Raw genomic sequence first — 21,834 nt, 5'->3', positions numbered from 1 at the left:
ATGGCCGCCCGAAACGTACTGCACGAGAGTCCTTTTACAACGTCAGCTGCCCCCGCTCCTCCTCGGTCAACTGCTGTTTCGCCTGTTCATCCAGGGCTCCGGCGCCCAGCACCTGCACCGGGCTGTTGGGGTTGTAGCCCGGTGTCGGTGCACGGCTGGCGCCATCGCGGCTTGGGGCCAGTTGTTCGTTGCCGAAGCTCAACACCTGCACGGTGAACACCGAGGCCTGGTTCTGTCGTGACGCGGCCTGTTGCTGACGGGCGACGTCTTCCGCCGCCTGGGTGGCCGACGACGCAGCGGAACTGGCCGAGGTGATCGCCCCGGTATTGACCGCCGAGACCACCGGCACCCCGGTCGCCTTGCCCTGCACCGAGATGTTGGCGGCGTTGACCACCGTCAGCGCGGCGATGTTGACGTTGCCCGAGACGCGAATCCCCGCCTCGCCCGCATCGATGGTGCCCAGCGGCGCAATCAGGTCGATGTCGCCCGGGGCCACTTCGGCAATCGGGTTGAGCGTGGCGATGCCGGCGCCGGTGCTCGGCACCGATGGCGACAGGGTCACGTTGCCCCAGGTGTCGTACACGCGTTTCGGCGGCGTGTAGACCACGGTGGTTTTCGAGCCGCGACCGGCGTTGATGTCGCCCTCGGCCGACCAGCCCAGAATCGAGCCACCAAACGTGGTCATGATCCGGCTCTGCCCCAGCAAAATGCTGCCCTCGGAGTAGAGCTGAATGTTGCCCGAGCCCTGAGTGATGATCCCCGCCGTCGAGGGCGGCGCCGCGCCTTCGATGCCGAACACCTGACCGCCACCCGGCGTGAGCATCTGGATGTCACCGCCGAACAGCGTCTTGACCCCGGCGCCCCCATAAAGCGTGATGTCGCCGTCATAACGGACCGGATTGCCGACCACATCGGTGGTCGGGAACAGCGAAGCAATGGCGTTGCGACCCCGCAGATAACTGCCTTTGCGTGGGCCGTCGACATCGTTGTACTCAAGACCGCCAGCACGCAATTCGGCGAAGTACACCTGGCGGGCGAAGATCGCTTGTTCGGCACTCGGCAGCGCAGCGAAGAACGCTTGCGCCTGTTCGGCGTTGCCGCTGAAGCCATAGCCGAGGTTCAGCCAGCTCTGCAGTTCGTCGAGGTAAGTCTTGACCACTTTGCCCGGTTGCCCGTTGAGGGAAGCATTCGGGTCGGCGAGGTTCTGCGGGTTCAGGTAACGGGCGATGAACCGCGAGTAATCCGGCCCCTGCGCGCCCGCACCGGCCTGCAACACCACACTGGCACCCGGTCGCTGATCACCCGCCACCAGCGATCCGAGGCTGGTGATGCTGGCACGATCTTCCATCAGGATATTGCGCCCGGCTGTGATATCGAGGACGCCGGGGCCGGCGATATCGAAGCTGCTGTAGAGGATGTCACGCCCTGCCGAGACCCGCGAAACATCCCGAGGATCGTCATGCACGAACAGGTTGCCGGTCGACGTGATGCTTTCTGTCGTCGGTACGCCCATCTCGGCGTCAGGCACGGTCGTCGGATTGCCCAGGAAAGTACCCGACGCCACGATGTCGCGCCCCGCCAGCATCCAGACCGGGCCTGCCGCTTCGTGCCAGGTACGTTTCGACAGGCTGAACGTCAGCGTTTCACCGCTGCGAACGCCCACCAGATCGCCGGTCAGGGCATAAAACCGCGCCGGTGTCTGGACGTCATTCAAGCCCGAGTAACTGTTGGCGCCGAAAGCGAACAACGGATAACGCAGGTTCTTGTCCGGCGCGATACCGTCGCTGTTGCGGTTGCTCATGATCGGCGTGGCCGACGTGTTGTTGCCGTAACCGTTGAAGGCTGGCGCGAACGGCGTGGCGATGGCCAGCGGACTGGCGCCCGACTGATTGATCGCATAGCCGCCGGCGTAGATCGAGTCGTGTGCCAGCAACTCCAGTTGCCCGGTGCTGGAAGGTGCCAGCAACAGCGAATACCCGGTTGCCGGCACTATTCCGCTGCCCTGGCTGTAGACCGCTGAAGGTCCGGCATAAATCGAACCTTGCGCCGCCACCGCCCGCAGGATCGACGGGTACAGGAAGCGCCCGTCGGTCGGCGACGTATTGCGCCCGGTGACAGGCCCCTGGCCGGTGACTTCGCCCAGTTGCGTACTCGGCGTCAGATTGCCCCCTGCCGAAAACAGGTCGATCGCGGTGTGGTCAGTCCACAACGAGAAGCCCGTCAAACCGCCGCCCTCGTGGACGACACCGTCGTCAGTGGTGAACGGTGTGGAGTTCTGCAGCCGCACCCGGCCCGGATCCGCCGCCCCGCCCAACACCAGATCGCCACGGGTGCTTAGGCTCATCCCGGAATCCCCCGGAATCAGCACCAGCCCGCCGGAGGCGCTGCCCATCGTGGACGTGAACGGGTCAAACGGACGCACTTCGCGAGGATCCTGGGTCGAGGCTGCGGCGCCGTATTGCAGATTGATCCCGCCCAACGCGCCGCCGGCCAGTCGCGCAGCACCGCGCAGGTTGATCAACGCGCCTTGCAGGTCGTGTTGTGCCACACCGATGCCATTCTCTCCGGCCCGGGCCTGCAATGACGGGTTCACCGATCCGCCGATGCGGATGTCCATGTCACCGCCACCGGTCAATTGCAGGCTGCCGTCGCTGCCCACGCGACCGGTGCTGCCGACCGCCACGACCAGCCCCTGCCCGCGCGGATAAAGATTGACCTTGTTACCGTCGCCCATCGCCTTGAGCATGCCGGCATCGCCCCCGGCACGCAGGCTGATATTGCCGCCACCCAAGGTGCCAAAACCGGTGAAACCGACCAGATACGGGCCCGTATCAACGCTTTGATCCGGCAACGGTTGCGTCGCATAGCTGCCGAAGTTGATCCACCACGCAGTCGGCACATCACTATTGCCGGTGCCCTGGCGCCAGAGCCAGTTGCCCACGGCCACACTCGGGACTTGCTCACGGGTGTCCATGGTTTGCGACAAGCCGCGACGGCCCAGTACATCACCCGAAATCGAGCCACCGGCATTGATGGTCAGGTTGCCGCCCATTTGCGGGTACCAGGCCTGATACAGGCTGTCGCTGCCACTGACCCATTTTTCGTAATCGCCGCCGGCACTGCCCAGCACCGAGCCGTTGTCCGAGAGTTTTCCGCGAGGCTGATTGAAGCGCGGATCGATGTCTGGCGATTGAGTGCCAGCGGTGTAGACGCCGTACGGCGAATCCATGCTCAGGTTGCCGGCGGCGAGCACGTCCAGATCACCGGTGCCGGTCCGCAGCACGCTGAACATCTGGGTGTGGGTCTTGACGGTGGTCCCCGGTTTGTTTTCCACGCACAGTTCCGGGAAGGCGCCACACCAGGCGAGTACATCATCGTCGGTCATCGGCGAGCCGGGCGGCATCCCCATCCAGTTGTCCGGTGCCCAGACCCAACGCGGCGCCGGCACACAGGAATTCGGCGCCCAGTCGCACCACATCATTTGATCCTCGGGGACAGGCTCGCCCGGCGTGAAACCGCCCAGGTTGCCTTCGCCCCAGACCAGGGTCGGTGGTTTTTCGGTGACGGTCAGGCCGTAGTGAGTGTCGGCCAAGCGCAGGTTGCCATCGCTGGACACCGGTTTGATCGCCCGACTGTCCGCAGCGCCCAGATCGGCCCCTGCCACCACGCGCATCGACCAGGACGCGCTGCCCGCCGGCAACATGCTGGCGACCGCCCAGTTGCGCCCCTGGGTCGTGCCGGTCAAGGGTCGCAACTCGATGAACGACGTACCGTCAGCCAGCACGACATTCGTCATCGACGGTATCAGCGAGCCGCGCAACAGAGCCAGAGAACCGCTCAGGCGCACGCCCTTGATTCCGTTGTCACCAGCCTCGACGCTGCCCGGCAGCGGCACGCCCTTGGGCCAGCGCAGGGCTTGCAGCGCGGTTGCCTCGTTTAAACGGATACCCGCTCCCAACCGGCTGCCCGCCGGCAAGGTCACGCTGTCGGCGAGCAGCGTACCGGCGGCATACAGCAGATTGCCCGAGGCATCGCGCACCGAACCGGCGAGCACCGTGCCGGCGCCGAATGTGTACGGCGCCGCCAGCGTCGCCTCGGTGGGCAACAGCGTGCCGCTGGCCAGCGTCGTCGCTTGCAACGGGAGGTCGTAGTTCAACGTGGCGCCCACCGGGAATACCGTGCCGTCCGCCAAGGTAACGCCCGCCCCCGGCACGATCAGATCGCCACCGAACGGCTGAATCCCCGGCAGCAATTTCCAGCCGGAGTCGTCCACGGTCTCCGGTGGCGGTGCGAAACCGTCGTTGAGGCTGCCGTGGATATCAAGGTTGCCGCCGGCGCGAATCACCAGGTTACCGGCCTCGCCCGAGCCGTATACCGAAGTCTTCTGCGTATGCGGATTCAGGCTGGCATAGCGATAACCGGACAAGTCCACATCACCCTGCACCACCAGATCACCGTCGGCGGTTTTGCTGGCGATCTCGACACCGGGCCGCAAATGGAAGGCGTCGGCATACGTGGCGTTGTTCAGACCGGCCAGTTTGTTGTTCAGCAAATGACTGTTGGCCAGCGCCGCGTCGATGAACGCCGTGCTGTCGCCGTGAAGGCGATCAAGATAAGCCTGATCGATCACCTGATACGGACGTCCGCTGGCCGCCGGGTCCGTGCCGTCACTGGCATCGGTATAGCGGCGCGTGGCGTTGAGACCAATCGAGCGCGCACCCTGAATGCTCAGCGCGCCGCCGGCATCGATGGCAATGTCATCCGCCCCCAGACGCGGCGCATTCAGCTCGAGCGTGCCGCGCAGCAGCCCATCGGACTGCCCCGGCAGTGAACCGCGAACCGCTTCGGTGCCATGGCGCACGTCGATGCGCGCGCCAGCGCCGAGGGTCAGCACACCTTGTCCGGAATTGAGTTCGACCATTGCCCGGTTCGGTGCATCGATGATCTTGCCGTAGCTGTCGACCCGCAGCACGCGACCATGGGCGTCAAGCACGGCATTGCCCGCCAGGGTCAGGCCGTTTTGCGCCGACAGGCGAATACTGCCGACCCGCTCGCCGCTGGCATCGATCAGACCGGCCACCGTCAGGCGGCCGTTGTCCACCGACACATTGACCTCCCCCGCCTTGAGCCCGTCGCCGATCAACAGATCGCCTTGCTTGAGCTGCAAGCTGCGGCTGCCGAAGACCTGCCCCGCATTCAAGCGCTGATTGAGCGCCGCGAACTGCTGGCTCGCATCACCGTTCAGGTGCTGCGCGCGGATATCCACACCACCGGCCTTGTACGGCACAAGCGTGCCGCCGGCATCGTAATGACCGCTGCTGGCACCGAGGATATCGCCTTGCAGATCGACCATGCCGGCATCGGCGGCCAGGGCGACCGCACTCAGGTTACCGGCCTGATTGTTCTGCGCCGACAGATCGATACGCGAACCCGCCGCCTGACGAATGTTGCCCTGGCTGCTGTACAGCGCCACGTCGCCGCCCCAGCTGTATTTGTTCACATCGTTGAACGGCAAGGTACGACCGGCCATGTCCAGATACGCGCCACGGGTGAGGGTCAGATCGCCCTCGGACTTGACCACCAGTTTGCCGCTGGCCAGGGCGATGCGACTGTCCAGCAAGACACTGCGAGCATCGAGGGTCAGCTCAGCCCCCAGGGCGTTGGCGGCTGTCGCTGCACCGCCTCCCGTCAGGGTCAGGTTGTTACCGGCCTTGAGCCGGTTGACCGAGCCCGACTCTCCCGTCAGCAACGGCGTACGCAGCGTGAGATTGCCGCCGCTATAGGCATAACCGTTGACCGGATCGAAAGCACCCTGCGTCTGGTACACCGCCAGGCTGCCCTTGTGGTTGGCGGTGATGCGATCACTGGCAGCGAGATTGACGTTGGCAAAACCCAACACCAGACGTTTGTTCTGGTCCAGACCACTGGCCTGCGGATTGGGGCCGTAGCCGAACTCGATGCGTTGCGCCTGAATGTTGAACTCGCCCCGGCCCGTGCCGGCACCATCCTTGATCACCGCACCCGGATCCTGAGTAGCGCCGTTCCAGATCAGGTTGGCGGTGCGAATGGACGCCACGTCGCCGCTTTCACCCAGGCCGTAAATGGCCGGGGTGCTCAGTATCAGGTTTTGCAGTTTGCTGACGCCGGTCTGCGGATCCCGCGTATCGAGGCTGACGTTGCCGTAGAAATTGAACGCGTCGCGGCTGGTCAGGCTCAAGGTTTCCAGCGTCGGCGCGCCGTACTGGGTATCGCCCCGCAACAGGCGGTTCAAGACATTCTGGTTCAGGGTCAGACCGGTCGGCACCCGGTTGCCGGCGGCGCTCAAGGCCTCGGCACTGCCGGCATTGACGGAGCCCACGGCCAGCGTCAGATGACGGGTGCCGAAGCGCACCGACTCGTCGAGTTCGAACTGCCTGTCGGTGGCGGCGGTAATGCTGCCATTGGAATAGAGCAATGTCGGGTTGTTGCAGGCAGTGGTCGGGCAGTTGCCGATGCGGATGTCGCCCGAGCCGGATGTCCTGACCGAGACTTCGGGCGCGAGCACATTGGTCCAGCCGTTCGACACCACCAGCAACCCCGCCGCACCCGGTTTGTAGATGAAGCCGGTGCTGGAATCGTAAGGCGCGTTGCCACGCCCCAGCGTGTTGATGCCCGAGCCGGCCTCGAGACTGATACCGCCATCGGTCCGGGTGGTGCGCAACAGCACTTCGGGCGCCGATAACACAGCGCCTTCACGCAGGGTGATCGTTGAAGTATCACCGCTGAACGCGATGATGTTGCCCGACGTGTTGTAGTCGATCGTCGGTTGCGCGCCGATGGTCAAGCGGCCAGCGTTTAGCGCGTTGAGGCTGTCGGCATACAGCGACACCCCCGCAAAACCTTCAGTGCTCGAATGCCCCGCGCCGAGAATTTCGAAGTTCGCCGCGCCGTTCACCACCGCCGTCCCGACGACGCCGCCCGTGGCGGGCTTAAATAGCGCCTGACCGTTGAAATCCAGCGCGTTACCCGCTGCGGCGCCACGGGACAGATTCAGTCTCAAGGATTTGCCGTCCATGGGCGCCAATGCCCGAGGCACGCCCCGGCGCGTCGCATCGCTCTGGATGAACTGACTGAAAGAGGTTTCGTTGTACTGCGAGTAACGGCGCAGCACATCGGCGGATGTCAGGATGACCTGGCTCGCCAGGCTGTCACGCAGGCCGGTATTGGCAATCGACATCCGCCCCGAACTGGTCCACGAACCATTGCGCAGTGGCAGCGCAGCGTTGGTCGCACCCGCTGCCGCCTGGCCATTGACCTCGACCCGGAAAGCCCCCGGCAACAGCGCAAAAGTCGAAGGCAGCAGCGTATAGCTGCCCGCCGCCAACCCCGGAACACCGGTCCCAAGGGTGATCTGCTGACCGATACGCGGGTCGACCGCCCCCGCCTCGGCGAGCATCGGCGCATAGGCACTCTGATTCCCCGGCACGATGGCGTACACCGGGTTGCTGGCCAGCCCCGGCAGACTGAAAGTGCCGTCACTGGCGTTGCGCACCAGCGGGTTGTAGCGGGCATCGGTGGAACCGCCACGGCCGGAAACGAAACCGGCACCGCGCAAATCGCCGCCGCCCGAAAGATCGATCAACGCGCCGCTTTGCACATCGACATATTGCGAGGTAAGCGTCACGCCAGCGGTTTCGGCGGTGATCCCTCGAAGCAGCACGGACTTGTCGTTGTAGCGATAGTCGATGCCGTCGGTGGTGCCGCCATACGGCATGACCAGTCCGGCTGCGCTGGCCGAGGTGATGCTGCCTGGCAACAGATGCAATGCCTGAGTATCGAGAACCAGGTTGTCACCCAGATTGATCATGCCCAGCGGCGCACGGATCAGCCCGCCCTGCTCGATATGGCCGGCGGCCAGCGTCAGGCTGCCGAAGACCGAGTAAGGCAACGCCGCAGGCGCGGCCACGGAACGGCTGATTCGCAGGGTCCGCGCCGGGTTGGCGCCACGCTGGACACTCTGATACCCCACGCGCACCTCGGCGGTGACATCGCTGGCGGGATAGATCTGCGCGGCACGCAGATTCAGGTCGCCCGGTGTCCAGAGTTCGGTTTTCTCGACGTTGCCGGTGGGCGCCAGAAAGCGCAGATCACCTCGGCTGTCGAACGTGACCTGTTCAAAACCACGCCGCCCGATCTCGAGCGCCGGACCGCTGAGCTGCACGATTGACCCGGCCGTGCCGAACGACAGACTGTTGCCCAGATCCAGCAGGTCCGCCGTGGCAGTGAACTGTGACGGTGCCACGGCATGGGTCGGATTGTTCAACACTCGCGGCCGGATATTGCCGGGGGCCTCGAAATATTTGCCCGGCCCCGACAGGCGAACGTAAGACGCAGACAGATTGATCCGCGCGCTTTCTGGCGAGCCATCCGCCAGCGACAAGGCCCCGGCATACAGGCTCAGGCTTTGATTCATGTGCAGATCGACGTTGCCGTCAAACGACAGCAGACCGTTGCTCAGCACGCTCAGGTTGTCGAAGCCGCCGGCCATTAACTGATCGGCGCCCAGACGGGCGCGACCATATTGCAACGCAGGGGCGGCGTCACCCGCTTGCAGACTGGCCGGCAACAGCGACGGGCCGGCGTCCTGGCCGATGACGATTTCGCGCGGCACACGAACAGCGTTGCTCGCATCGCTGCGCAGATAACTCGGCGTCTCCAGCGCGATGTCCAGTCGCCCGCCCGCCGCCCCGGCACCACCGGCCGCGGCACGCAGGTCGCCTTCGATGAACAGGCCGTTGTAGGAACTCAGCGAAATGCGCCCGCCATCGGTGGCAACCAGCGTTGGCCCCTGCCCGGCGATATCCAGCATCGCCTGTGCGCCGGAGGCGTCCAGGCGCGCACCGTTTCGCACGATCACATAGGCGTCGGCCGACGTGGCCGTGGCTTTCTTCGCATCGGTTTCACCGCCAATGACGATCGAGCCGCCCTTGCCGACCTGGCCATACACCCGCCCCAGCGCATCGATACCGGTGGCCACGCGACCGGCCACATCCAGCACCGCGTGCTCGCCGATCCAGATCGAACGGTTGTGGGTTTGCTTGTCTGCCGTCTGCGAGGAATCGGCGACATTGATCGAACCGAATTGCTGCTGACGGATATCGATCGTGCCGCCCCAGGCATTCAACTCGCCATCGAGGGTGAGCTGACCGGCGCTGCGCAAATTGATGCGCTGCCCCGGATCGACACTGATCCGCGAGCCCTGGCCCAGGCTCAACGTGTTGCGAGTCGGGTCCACCAGCGCAATCTCGCTGGAACCGGCCTGCAGGGTCAGGCTGGCGCCGGCGCGCTGGGTCAGTTGCGCCTTGAGCGGGTTTTCCTGGTAGAGCGTGGGCGTCCAGAGTTCGAGTGCCTGCCGTGGCGCCGTGCCGCTTACCTGATTCGCTGCCGCGTCACCAAAACGGTAGACCGGCATCAACACGTCAATAAGGGTGTTGTCCGCTACATCGAGGCGATTGAGGCCGATCAGGCTGTAGGCAGAGAAGCCTTTGGCGAACAGATCCGGTTGCAGTTGCAATGTGTTGTCGGCGAGGGGTTTATCAGCCTGCCCGATGAGGATGTCGCCCGCCTGAATCAGCAAGCGGCCGCCGCCGGACACACCGTAACCCCGCAGTTGCCCGTCCAGGGTCAGGTGGGTGTCACCCGGCGCGGACAACGCGCTGGACTCCAGTGTCACGTCGCCGCTCTTGCCACCGCGGGTCTTGCCGTTGGCCAGAATCGCGCCGCCGGACGACACGTCCAGCAGGCTGCCGGCACCGATCTCGATATCGCCGCTGCTGCGAATCGACACCGCCCCACCGTCCAGATACGCCAGGCTCGCGACATCATCCGGGTTGGTGCGCAGGTTGCTCCACAGACCGCGAGTGTCCAGTTGCACCCCTTCAGCCACGCTCACGCGGGTGGCCTTGCCGGTCGGTGCGACGAGCCGGGTGTCGGTGAGGCGATCGGTGCTGAGCTGGTTGAGCACGTTGCCCAGATGCAGGCTGCCGCCCCGGGCGGTCAGGTCGGCGTTGACCTGTACGTCCGGCCCGTAAAGGGTGATGTCGCCGCCATTGGCGAGCGTGACCGCGCCTTGCACGTCGATCCGCTCCTTGGCCGCCACTTTCAGCGCGCCCAGTTGCCAGTCGCTGAGTTGCCCGGCATCGACAAACAGCTTGCCGTTGCGCGCATCCGATACGGCACCGGTCAGATCCCGATCATTGCCGGCGACCGGGCGCTCGCCGCCGATCTGCACCTGATCGAGCAACGGATTGAGGCCATAGAGCAAGCCACCGGAGGCCGCCACGTACGCCGGGTCATAACTGCCGACAATCAATTGCCCGCGTCGCGCCAGCGCCGTCTGGCTCTGCGCATAGCCATCGAGTACGGCACGCGGTGCCTGGGTCTGGCGGTCGCCCTGATAAACCTCGCCGAGCATCTGGCCGTCGAGCACGGCGTTGCGGGTGCCGATCACCAGTTGCCCGGCATCGCGCCCCACGGTGTAGCCCGACTCCCGACGACTGGCCGGCGCAATCAACGGGTTGTAGTAGTAATTTGTCTGGCCCCAGCGCTGGCTGCTGTCTTCATAGCCCTTGTACAGCCCGGTGTAGAGCAGATCCCCCGGCGCTTTGGAGACCTCATACAGACGCCCGTCGGCACCGCGCAACCAGCTCTGGCGAATCTCGCCACTTTGAACATCCAGCGTGCCGCCGGAGAGGTTGATCAACGATCCCTTCTCGGTGACCACGTCATTGCCGGCAAAACTCACCATCCCGCCCTGAGCCATCCATTCGCCGACGCTGTGGCCCTGGGTGCCGAGGTAACCGCCGACCTCCAGCAAACCGCCAGCGGTGTACCAGCGATCCGTCGCGTAACCATTGGTGCCGGCCGGGACGTACACCAGTTCACGCACATCGACCCAGATGTCATTGCTGTTGAGCGCACCCTTCTCGCGATTGACCGACGCATCGCGCTGCTCATTACCCTGGACGTTGATCTTGATGCTGTTGGATTCCATCGCGACCTTGACGCCGATGGCACCGGAAACATCGATCAGCGCGCCGTCACGCACCAGGCTGCGACGCTGCGCCGCCACCGCGACCTGCCCGCCGGTGGCCAGGGTGATCGAGCCATTCTGGAACTCGACGCTGCCACCGCTCTGGATCTCGATACGCGATTGATCGCTGCGAATTTTGTTGTTGGGCGTAACGCCGGTCAGGGCGGCCTGGTGCTGGCTGTCGAGGGCGGTCAGGTCGCTGCTGTCGAGCAGGATCGCCGTCGCACTGCCCTGCCCCAGCGTCACGCTGCCCTGAGTGTCGGTGGCCGGGTTGAGCAAATGGATCGTGCCGCGAGTGGCGACCGAGGTGCTGGCCAGCAACACGCCGTTTTGCACGACCTCGTGGCCGGTCAGGGTGATGTCGCCGGTTGCGGCCTGAATCAGGCCATTGTTGCTGACCTTGCCAGCCGCGCTGCCGGTCTTGAAGCCCGGTGTGACTTCGTTGCCGAACGTCGTGGAGAAAGCGTTGCCTTCAGTACCCGAGCCTTTGCGAATGTAAAAACGATCGCCCGCACCGAGCACGGTCTGGCCCTTGGTGGTGTTGATGCTGCCGTCGTTCTGCACCTCGCTGCCGAGCAGCAAGGCATAGCCGCCGGCATCGGTCGATTTGGCTGGCCGCGCCGTCTCGATGGACGCACCGCGCTCCACCAGCACTTTGCCGGCCGCCTCGGTAAACGTCGGCTGACTGCCGGTGCTGTCGAAATACAGGCCCCGGTCGCGGAACTGAATGTCCGTGATGTTGGCCGCTGCGGCCACCAGGTTGCGTACGTTGACCTGGCTGGTGCCGCTGAACACGATGCCGTTGCGGTTGATCAGCATCACCGTGCCATTGCCTTTGATCTGGCCCTGAATCTGGCTGGCCCGGGCATTCGGATCGTTGACCCGGTTGAGCACGGCCCAGTTCGACTGCTGGGCGAAATCGACCGTGGTGTTGCGCCCGACGTTGAACGTCTCCCAGTTGAGAATCGCCTTGTCGGCGGTCTGTTCGATCGTCACCGTGGTCTTGCCATCGACCTGAGTCTGCTGCGGGCCTTTGGCGTTCTGCCAACCTTGCGTCAGGCTGTTATCGACCTTCAGCCCGCCCTCGCCCAGACCGTCAGGCACCCACTGCACCGTGCCCAGCGCCGCCGCACGACCGGCGGCCTGCGCCGCCTGTTGGGCAGCAATGGCGGCCACCGTGTTGTTCAGGGTTTGAATCGATCGCTGCAACTGCGCATTGGCCTTTTGCTGCTGGGCCAGCGGTGGGGTCATGCCCGGCAATCCGCCCACGCTCGGGCGTGACGCGGCAGCCTGTTGCGCGGCGCCCTTGGCGGCAAACCATCCCGAACTGAATGCAGTCGCCGCCTCGGCACTGCCCGCCACCAGGCACAAGGCAACCGCCTGCGCCAGGGGCTTGAGCAACCACAGCGCCGGATCGGCGGCCATACGCTGCGAGGGCTGGACACGGGTACTGCGACGGGATGGGCGAGCGAGCATCACTGCGAGATCCTTTTTGTTTGCCACATGAGGCCGCAGGTCGGCTTGCCCCTGCTGTTACGACATAGGCGGTTGGCGAGGGCCGCGACCGAACGGATGTCACACAAACTTCATGAATGAGGAGTAGATCGGCCAAAAAAAATGGCAGCAGCCCGAAGGCTGCCGCCATTTCATTGCGCTGAAGCGAGGCTTACAAAGGACGGCCGACAGCGTTGCAGACGCTGGCGTTGTTGATGTCCAGGTTGTTGCCCGAGGTGTTGGTGACGAAGTTGGCAGTCACAGCGGCTTTCCAGTTGGTTGGAACCGGAGTGAAGCTGTGCGAGACGGTAGCAGCGTTGTTGCCCGGGTTGCTGTAGTGAGTGGTCAGGAAGGCTTTGACATCAGCGGCCACCGAGGCGTCCTTGTAGCACTGACCGAAGATGAAGTTGGTGTAAGCCACGATCGGGTAACCGCTGGCCGGGTTAGGAACGACCGGTACCCACTGCGAAGGGTTCGAAGGAGTGGTTGGCAGAGCAGCCGAACCCAGGGCCAGCGAAACGTTGGCGGTGGTTGGCTGTACGCCGTTGACGCGAGCAACCACTGCGTTGCTGGCGGCGTTCACACCGTCCGGACCGACGTAACCGATGGAACCGTCAACCGCGTTGACTTGAGTGGCCACATCAGCGGTACCGGCAACGCCTACCCAGTTCGAAGGCAGGGTCGAACCGGCTGGCAGACGAGCGCTGGTGAACGTGGAGCTGGTGGTGAACTGAGTCGGGCAGACCGAGTTCAGGTGGCGGGTCAGGATTTCCGAAGTGCCGCTGGACACGTTGCGATAAACAACGCGGATCGGCGTGGTGTCGGAAGTGCCCAGCAGAGCGCCCCAAGTGGTTTTGGCGCCGGAGAAGGCATCGCACAGCTGAGCGCTGGTCAGGTTCAGAGCGGTCTGGCCGGATTTTTTGTAAGGAATGGCAACCGAAGTGGCCACCGAAGGCAGTTGAATCAGCGGGCCGTACGAAGCGCCGAAGTTGGCGTTGTAGGTGCTGATTTCCGAAGCGCTGAGGATCGAGTCGCTACCGGCGAAGTGAACCGAACCGGTGGTGCTGAACAGTGCCGAGTTGTTGGTCAGGAAAGCGGTCTTGCCAGTGCCGCTACCGGTACCCACGTAGCTGAAGTTGGCTGGCAGGATGCTGTTGCTGGAACCTTTGTACAGAGCGGCAGGCAGAGTCGCGCCACCACCGGTGACGTTGGCGGCCATGGCCTGGGCGGAAGCCAGGGCGGCGACGGTCAGGGAAGCTGCGATCAGAGTGCGCTTGAACATGAAGAATCTCCTTTTCAACGTTGGTTGTGAACACAGGTTTTCAGGGGTCTTGCATGACACTGGGAAGACTCACCGCTGACCTTCGCAAGCGGGGTCCGTGGTTAAGTCGCACTGAGAAATTCGCAGTTTCCGGTGACAGATAAAGGAAAAAACCTCGGGAGGTGCGGGGTGATTTTCGAGGGATTTTCTCGGGTGCTCCGGGGGCTATCCGGAGTGTCTGTGGCGGGCTTTTCGAGCGAATCGGCCACAGCCCTTGAAGGGCCGTTGCAGATGACAGAAAGGAGAACCCGAGAATGGGAGGAATGAGGGTCGGGTGATGCCGAGGTCGCTGAAAAAAACCTGAATTATTTATTGCTCTGACCGGCACAGACAACATCAAACCAACAGACACACCCTACTGCACCAACTGGTTGATCTCGATGATCGGCAACAGCACCGCCATCACGATCACCAGCACCACCCCGCCCATTACCACAATCATCAGTGGCTCAAGCAACGCAGTCATGCCCATCGCCCGGCGTTCGATATCACGAGACAGGGTTTGCGCAGCACGTTCGAGCATCGGCGGCAGCGCACCGGTTTTCTCGCCGCTGGCGATCAGGTGAATCAGCACTGGCGGGAACACGTTCTCCACTTTCAGCGCAGCCGCCAGGTTGACGCCCTCGCGCACCTTGGCGGTGGCCTCATTGACGCTCAAGCTCAGACGATCATTCGACAAGGTCTGCCGCGCCGCTTCCAATGCTCTTAACAAAGGCACCCCGGCGCCGCCGAGAATTGCCAGGGTCGAGGCGAACCGTGCGGTGTTTAGCCCCAGCACAAACCGCCCGATCAGCGGCAACTTCAGCACCCGATGATGCCAACCCAAGCGCGCTGCCGGGTTGCGCAGATACAGGCGCCAGCTCCAGAACGCGCCAGCCATGATCCCGGCGCATAACCAGCCCCAGGCACGGATGAAATCACTGGCATTGAGCATCGCCAACGTCAGCCCCGGCAGATCCTGCCGCGCCTGGGAAAACGCGCTGACCACCTGCGGCACCACATAACTCAGCAGGAAAATCACAATGCCGATCGACACCAGCCCGACCACGCCCGGATAGATGAACGCGGTGAGAATCTTGCCGCGCAGGTTGTTGCGCTCCTCGATGTAATCCGCCAGCCGTTCCATCACCTGCGCCAGATCGCCTGACTCCTCGCCCGCCGCGATCAACGCCCGGTAAATCTCCGGAAAATCCCGTGGCCGCGCCGCCAGCGCTTCGGCCAGGCGCATGCCGCTGCGCACGTCGGCGCGCACGGCGCTGAGGGTGTGGGCGATGTGCTTTTTCTCGGCCTGTTCGACCGTGGCACTCAGCGCCGCTTCCAGCGGCAGACTGGCGCCCAGCAGACTCGCCAGTTGCCGAGTGGCCCACGCCAGATCGTTGTCCGAGAGCTTGGCGCTGAACAACCCACCGCCGCCGTGCTGGGAGACGTTGCTTTCCTTCTCCACCGACAACGCCGTCAAGCCACGACCGCGCAGCACGCCAAACGCCGCGCCCTGACTGTCCGCTTCCAGATGCCCGGACTCGATCTTGCCGCTGGCATCGGCGGCTTCAAAACGATAGCGATTCATCAGGCGTCCCGTGTCACACGAAGGATTTCTTCCGGCGCCGTAGCTCCGCAGCGAATCCAGCGCTCGCCGTCTTCACGCAGGCTGAACATTCCGGCCTTGCTCGCCGCCGCACGCAACGCCTGCTCCCCTGCCCCTTGGTGAATCAGGGCGCGGATGTCGTCATCGATGCAGAACAATTCATGAATGCCGGTTCGGCCGCTGTATCCGGTGTGATTGCACGCCGCACAACCCACCGGGCGCCAGGTGCCGGGCGTGGCTGGATCTTCCTGCTTGCACTGATTGCACAGCCGTCGAACCAGCCGCTGGGCCAGAACCCCGAGCATCGACGAGGCCAGCAGAAACGGCTCGACACCCATATCGATCAAACGGTTGACCGCCGACACCGCGTCGTTGGTGTGCAACGTCGCCAGCACCAGGTGACCGGTCAGCGAAGCCTGCACCGCAATTTGCGCGGTTTCGAGGTCGCGGATCTCGCCGATCATGATGATGTCCGGGTCTTGCCGCAGAATCGCCCGCAATGCCAGGGCAAACGTCATGTCGATCTTGGCGTTGACCTGAATCTGGCTGATGCCCGGCAAGTCATATTCCACCGGGTCTTCCACGGTGAGGATATTGCTGGTGCTCGCATCCAGCCGCGCCAGCGCCGCATACAAACTCGTCGTTTTGCCGCTACCGGTCGGGCCGGTGACCAGCACGATGCCGTGGGGCTGGCGGATCAGGTGATCGAGTTTGGCCAGCACCTGCGCGTCCATGCCCAGGGTTTCCAGATGCAGGCGTCCGGCCTGCTTGTCCAGCAGACGCATCACCACGCGCTCGCCATGGCCGGTGGGCACGGTCGACACACGAATATCAATCGGCCGCCCGGCCACGCGCAACGCAATCCGACCATCCTGCGGCAAGCGTTTTTCGGCGATGTCGAGCTGCGCCATGATCTTGATCCGCGACACCAGCGCGCCGTGCAGCGCCTTGCGCGGCGACACCACATCACGCAGCGTGCCGTCGACCCGGTAGCGCACCACCGAATGGGTTTCGAACGGTTCGATGTGAATGTCGCTGGCTTCGTCCCGCGCAGCCTGAGTGAGCAAGGCGTTGATCATGCGGATTACCGGCGCACCGTCCTGGGTGTCGAGCAGGTCGGTGATTTCCGGCATGTCCTGCATCAGGCGATCAAGGTCGACTTCGTTTTCCGCCGCACCGACCACCGCCGCCGCGCTGCCAGTGTCGGCGTAGGCCGTGGCGAGCAAGCCGTCGAGTTCGTCGTCGCGCACCCGCTCAAGCCTGACAGCGCCGAACTGCCGGCGCACCTCGCTGATCGACCAGCCCGGCGTCGACGGGCACACCGTCAGCACGCCGTCGCGCAGCAGAATCCGCTGCGCTTTGGCCCAGGCGTAAGGCAATGCGCTCATTGCAGCGGCACCGCTTTGATGGTAGCGCGCGGGCCGGACACCGGTGCCGGCACGCCTTGAGCGGTGGCCGGCAACTGCGGCGCCTGCATGTCCGGCATCGCCCAGCTGCGTTCCGGTTGCAGACCACCCTGCGCACGGCGCATGAAGTCGTAGCGGTTCAGCGTGATGCTGCGCCCCGCCGCGCTGTCGCGGATGATGTACGGGCGCAGGAACACCATCAGGTTGGTCTTGGTGATCGAGCGGCGTTCGTTGCGAAACAGCGCGCCGATCCCCGGAATGCTCGACAGCCACGGCACCGCGTCATTGCTCTGGCTGTAGCCGTCCTGCAGCAGCCCACCGAGCACCATGATCTGCCCGTCGTCGAGCAGGATGCTGGTGTCGAGCGCGCGTTTGCTGGTGACGATCCCCGCCGAGGTCGACGCCGCCGAAGCACGCTCGTCGATGCTGCTGACTTCCTGATAGATGTCGAGCTTCACCGTGCCGCCCTCGGAAATCTGCGGCCGCACGTTAAGTTTCAAACCGACCTCTTCACGGGTCACGGTCTGGAACGGGTTGTTGCTGGTGCCCCCGCCGCCGGTGACGTAACTGCCGCTGACAAACGGAATGGTCTGGCCGACAAAAATGCTCGCCGCTTCGTTGTCCAGGGTCAGCAGGTTCGGTGTCGACAGCACGTTGGTGCCGCCCTTGCTCTTCAGGGCCCGGGCCAGCACTTTCAAATCGAGGATCTTGCCGATGCCGGGGATGTCGACGGTGCCGTTGACGTAGCCGAGGTTCAGGCCTTGCGGCAGCACATCGAGGCTGGTCTTGCCGTTGAGGTTGATCCCCGAGCCGCCGAGGTTGGCGCCGCCGATCACGCCTTTGCCGCCGAGGTTGCCGGTCTGCCATTGCACGCCGAATTCGCTGGCGTCGTCCTCGCCGACTTCGACGATCAGGCTTTCGATCACCACTTGCGCGCGGCGCTGGTCGAGCAGATCGATGACTTCGCGCAGGTTGCGGTACAGCGGTTCCGGCGCGGAAATCAGCAGGGTGTTGGTGGTCGCGTCCGCCTGAATGGTCACGCCGCCGGCGCTGAAGGCGACGTTCTGTTCGCTGCTCTGCGCGTTGCCGGTGCTGCTGCCCTGCGCATAACTGCCGCCGGTGCTGCCGCTGTTGTTGCTCGAAGTGGAGCCGTTGGTTTGCGTACCGCTCTGGCCGTTCTGCCCACCGCCCGATTGGGTGGAACTGCCCATGTTGCTGAGCACCGAGCGCGCATTGTCGCTGGTGCCGCTGTCGCTCTCGCCGGTCAACAATCCGCGCAGTGCCTGAGCCAGTTTGCCGGCCTGGGCGTTGCGCAGATAAACGACGTGCAGATTGCTCGGGTTGCTCTGGGCGTTGTCGAGTTTGTAGATCAGATTACGCGCCAGCTCCGTGCGCTCCGGGCTGCCGGCGCGGATGATGATGGTGTTGGAGCGCGGATCGCCGATCACCGCGATTTTCTGGGTTGGATCGTTGCCAGGTGCGTCGAGCAGGTCGGCGACCATCGGCGCGATGTCGGCGGCAATGCCGTTCTGGATCTGCACTACGTCGGTGTCGATGGCACTCGGGGTGTCGATGCCCTGAATCAACTGCGCGACCCGCGTCAGGTTCTCGGCGTAATCGGTGACAACGATGGTGTTGTTGCCCGGATAGGCGTTGATCGGGTTGTTCGGCGACACGATCGGGCGCAGCACCGGGATCAGGTTCACCGCGTTCTCGTATTGCAGGCGGAACGTGCGAGTGAGCATGCCGTTACCGGCCGGTTTGTCGGCGCTGTAAATCGGCCCGCCGAGCAGTTTGGCGTCGGCCTCCGGCACCACCTGCGCCACGCCGCCGACGTCCACCACGCTGAAACCCTGCATGCGCAGTGCCGCCAACAACATGTCGTAAGCCTGATGCGCCGGCACCTGGCCTTCGGAGACCAGCGTCAGGTTGCCCTTGACCCGAGGATCGACCAGAAACTGCTGGCCGGTGGAGCGCGACAACGCGCGCACCACCGCTTGAATATCCGCATCGACAAAATTCAGCGTCACCGGTTGATCGCCCAACGGATTGGCCGGCAACGTCGTGCCCCGGGCCGCGCCGCCACTGCGGGCGCGTTCAGTGATGTTGTGCAATTGCTTCGGCGCAGGTCTTGCCTGAGCCTGCGCCCGCTCGCGGTCGAGCACCGCGTCGCCACTGCGCTGGGTGTTAGCCAGCGGCCGGCCGAGTTCGCTGTCCACCAGCAGCGGCGGTTGATTCGGTGGTGTGGTGTTGCTGCACGCGCTCAATGCCATCAACAGCATCGGCAACGCCATGCGTTTGGAGCCTGACCCCTTCATGAAGCTTCCTTAGCGCCCAGCGCCTGATCCATGCGTACGGTGCCCGACAGAGTGCCGGCGGTGTCATCGGTCGCGGTGTCGTCTGCGCGTTGCAGACGGGCCTCGACCACTTGCAGTGAAAAATTCCGCGGTTGGCTCAACAGCCAGTCGAGAACGGCGTCGGCCGGTGCCGCGTCGAAGGTCAACTGCCAGCCGGCGGACGCGGCCGCCAATTGGTAATGGCCGCCCAGTCCGCTAGCCTGCAACGTCTGCTGCAGCGACTGCTCCAGGTTTTGCCCTTCCGGGCGCACGCTGACGTCGCGCAACAGCACTTCCAGCGCTTCGGCCTGGGCGCGCAATTTCGGGGTTTCGACTTGCGAGGCGGCGATCTTTTTCAGCGGCGGCTGAACCAACGCCACCCACACAAACAGCCCCAAGAGCAACGCAACCATGCCACCGACCATGCGTTTTTCCCGCACGGCCAACGGCTGCCAACGGGCCTGCAACTGAGCATTGAAGCGCTGCCAACCGGCACGGTATTTCGCAAGCGAGGGGCTATTCATCTTCGGCTCCGCTGCTGTCGTCGTTGTCGTTGTCAGTGGCAGCGGTGGCCTCTCCGGCCGGGCGCAAGACCCAACCGTCGTCATTCGGGCTGATGCTGATGCCGGCCTGGGCCAGCGTGCCTTGCCAGTCCTTGTCGTTGCCCGAACGCCGGGCCTCGGGCAGCAGGCTCAATTGCAACGCACCGTCGACAAACTCCAGCCGCTGCACCGTGCCCGCCATGGACGGCATGCCGCTGCCGGCCTGCAACACCAGCCGCGTGAAATCCTGGCCCGGCGCATCCACCGCGCCTTGCTGGCGCGCCGCGATTTGCTGACGGGCCTGTTGCAGCGGATTGAGGATCACCGGCAACTCGGGGAACGCCTGCTTCACCCGCTGCGCCATCTGCGCCTTGAGCTGCTGGACCTGCCCGGCCTCGCGAGCGGCATACAGGTTCAACCCGATCACCCACACCGCCAGCGCCAGCGCACAACAACCGAGCGCCCTGCCCCAGCCGCGATGTTCGGTGCCCGGTTGCTGGAGGCCGCCGTGCAGGCCCCAGTTCGGCAACGGGCCGGCGTTTCGCTGTGTGTCGGCCAATGTCGATTGCACCGCCTCAGGTGCGCCGTCACCGATCCAGTGTGCCGGCAGACCGGTTTCCAGCAGCCACGCTTCGTCGATCATCGGCTGCACCTGCGCCGCATTCGGGCCGTGGCGCAGCAACAGATGATCGTCGTGCAGACAGCCAACACCGCCGGCCATCACCGGCAAGCTGTAGGCCGCCGGATACAGACCTTTGAGGTTCAAACCGAATTGCCCGAGGTGCTGCAAATCCTTGCGTGCTACCCAGGCAATCTGCACCTGGCCACTTTCGTTGCGGGCACTGTGAGCGATGTGCATCTCGGCGCTGTCACCGAGCATCAAGGCCTGCGCCGCACACTGCACCGCCGCAGCGGTTTTGTTCGCGGGCAGCGGCGGCAAATCGATGCTCGCCAATAGGCTGTCCGACGGGTGCAGAAAGCACACCAGCGGTTGCTTCGGCAGCGCGCCGAGTCGCACGCGTTCCTGGCGAACGACCTGCCCCTGACGATCCAGCCACGCACAATCCACTTCACTGTCGAGACTCAGCTCCGCCAGCGGCGGCAGACTCACGCGCAACTGGCTCATACGCCCACCCGCGACCAGATCACTTGCGGCAAGCGGTCTTCACTGCGATGCAGTAACGCATCGAGGCTGACCCGCCGCTGATCGCGCCGCGCCTGCCCGCGCAGCCGGAACCAGTCGCTGGTGATACCGACCTTGACGCTGGTGATCTCCAGTTGCGGCAAGCGCAGGCGATTGACGAAATCCCCGCGATTGATGAACCAGCGCCCGGCGTCACGCTCATTGATCAACGCCTGCGCCCGCTCCAGCGACAACCCCGGCACATAAGCCGCCAGCACCGGCGCCGTGGCCGTGTTGCCGTTGAGCCAGGTGGTCGCCGGAATCACCGTCAGGTACGGCGCGAGTTTCGCCAACACGGCATCGTTGACCCCGTCGACACTGCGCAAATCATCAAGCGTGCGCAGCATCGGCAAGGTCGGCGATTGCGGCTTGCGCGACGCGGACGGCGACGTGGCGCGCCCGCTTTCGAAGGTGTTTTTCGCCACAGGCTTGTCCACCACTTGAGCATTCAACAGGTGCGGATACGAGCCGATCACCCGCTGACTGATGCGCCGGCTCAAGCCGCTGCTGACACCGATCAACTCGCACAAGCGCTCGAACGCCTGCACCTGCGCGTCATCGATCCGCTCGTTGGCCACCAGATTGCGCAGGTTGAACTTGCCCTGCTCGTCCTCCAGCCGCCCTTCGAAACCCTGGGTGTTCAACCGCTGCGCCCACGGCTGATCGAGTCGGGTCAGCGGATCGCGCTGCCGCGCGTCCCACAACAATTGCCGGCTGATCTCCAGCCCGCCGTGCAACAGCCAACGGCCCTGCACGCGCAGTTGTTCGGCTTCCAGCGCCCGGGTCGCAACGCTCTGGCGCGTCAGCATGCCGGCGGCGATCACCGCGACCACCGCCGCAATCAGCAGCGCACTGATGATCGCCATCCCCTGCTGGTTCGATGGGCTGTTCATGAC

General features: G+C 64.3%; 8 protein-coding genes. All 8 read right to left on the bottom strand.

The window, feature by feature from the left end; genetic code table 11:
- Nucleotides 1–34: 34 nt before the first annotated feature.
- Nucleotides 35–12,547, bottom strand: a complete 12,513-nt coding sequence (locus MKZ87_RS01510; protein WP_266200128.1) for a filamentous haemagglutinin family protein — start codon at nt 12,545–12,547, stop codon at nt 35–37.
- A gap of 190 nt (nt 12,548–12,737) precedes the next feature.
- Nucleotides 12,738–13,847, bottom strand: coding sequence for a substrate-binding domain-containing protein (locus MKZ87_RS01505; protein ID WP_266200127.1), 1,110 nt, complete (start codon nt 13,845–13,847; stop codon nt 12,738–12,740).
- Between the two features lie 394 nt (nt 13,848–14,241).
- Nucleotides 14,242–15,453, bottom strand: coding sequence for a type II secretion system inner membrane protein GspF (gspF, locus tag MKZ87_RS01500; RefSeq protein ID WP_266200126.1), 1,212 nt, complete (start codon nt 15,451–15,453; stop codon nt 14,242–14,244).
- Entirely contained in the window at nt 15,453–16,859 is a 1,407-nt protein-coding gene (gspE, locus tag MKZ87_RS01495) for a type II secretion system ATPase GspE (protein ID WP_266200125.1), read from the bottom strand. Before gspE ends, gspF begins: the two co-directional genes overlap by 1 nt.
- The gene (gene gspD / locus MKZ87_RS01490) at nt 16,856–19,195 is read right to left on the bottom strand and encodes a type II secretion system secretin GspD (RefSeq protein WP_266200124.1); all 2,340 of its coding nucleotides are present in this window, start codon (nt 19,193–19,195) and stop codon (nt 16,856–16,858) included. Before gspD ends, gspE begins: the two co-directional genes overlap by 4 nt.
- Nucleotides 19,192–19,737 carry a type II secretion system protein GspM gene (gene gspM, locus MKZ87_RS01485; RefSeq protein ID WP_266200123.1) on the bottom strand — a complete coding sequence of 182 codons (546 nt, stop codon included), beginning with the start codon at nt 19,735–19,737 and terminating at the stop codon, nt 19,192–19,194. Before gspM ends, gspD begins: the two co-directional genes overlap by 4 nt.
- A complete protein-coding gene (gspL, locus tag MKZ87_RS01480) occupies nt 19,730–20,881 on the bottom strand; it encodes a type II secretion system protein GspL (protein ID WP_266200122.1) in 1,152 nt (383 codons plus the stop codon). The genes gspM and gspL overlap by 8 nt, the downstream gene beginning before the upstream one ends.
- Entirely contained in the window at nt 20,878–21,831 is a 954-nt protein-coding gene (gene gspK / locus MKZ87_RS01475) for a type II secretion system minor pseudopilin GspK (protein ID WP_266200121.1), read from the bottom strand. The genes gspL and gspK overlap by 4 nt, the downstream gene beginning before the upstream one ends.
- Nucleotides 21,832–21,834: the final 3 nt, after the last annotated feature.

This window comes from Pseudomonas sp. MCal1, assembly GCF_026341415.1.
Classification (GTDB): Bacteria; Pseudomonadota; Gammaproteobacteria; order Pseudomonadales; family Pseudomonadaceae; genus Aquipseudomonas.
This window is presented reverse-complemented; position numbering and strand designations above follow the sequence as displayed.

Excerpts from the sequence above, each read along its gene's own strand:
- MKZ87_RS01510 (WP_266200128.1), bottom strand. The coding sequence starts at position 12,547 with ATGCTCGCTCGCCCATCCCGTCGCAGTACCCGTGTCCAGCCCTCGCAG.
- MKZ87_RS01505 (WP_266200127.1), bottom strand. The coding sequence starts at position 13,847 with ATGTTCAAGCGCACTCTGATCGCAGCTTCCCTGACCGTCGCCGCCCTG.
- gspF (WP_266200126.1), bottom strand. The coding sequence starts at position 15,453 with ATGAATCGCTATCGTTTTGAAGCCGCCGATGCCAGCGGCAAGATCGAG.
- gspE (WP_266200125.1), bottom strand. The coding sequence starts at position 16,859 with ATGAGCGCATTGCCTTACGCCTGGGCCAAAGCGCAGCGGATTCTGCTG.
- gspD (WP_266200124.1), bottom strand. The coding sequence starts at position 19,195 with ATGAAGGGGTCAGGCTCCAAACGCATGGCGTTGCCGATGCTGTTGATG.
- gspM (WP_266200123.1), bottom strand. The coding sequence starts at position 19,737 with ATGAATAGCCCCTCGCTTGCGAAATACCGTGCCGGTTGGCAGCGCTTC.
- gspL (WP_266200122.1), bottom strand. The coding sequence starts at position 20,881 with ATGAGCCAGTTGCGCGTGAGTCTGCCGCCGCTGGCGGAGCTGAGTCTC.
- gspK (WP_266200121.1), bottom strand. The coding sequence starts at position 21,831 with ATGAACAGCCCATCGAACCAGCAGGGGATGGCGATCATCAGTGCGCTG.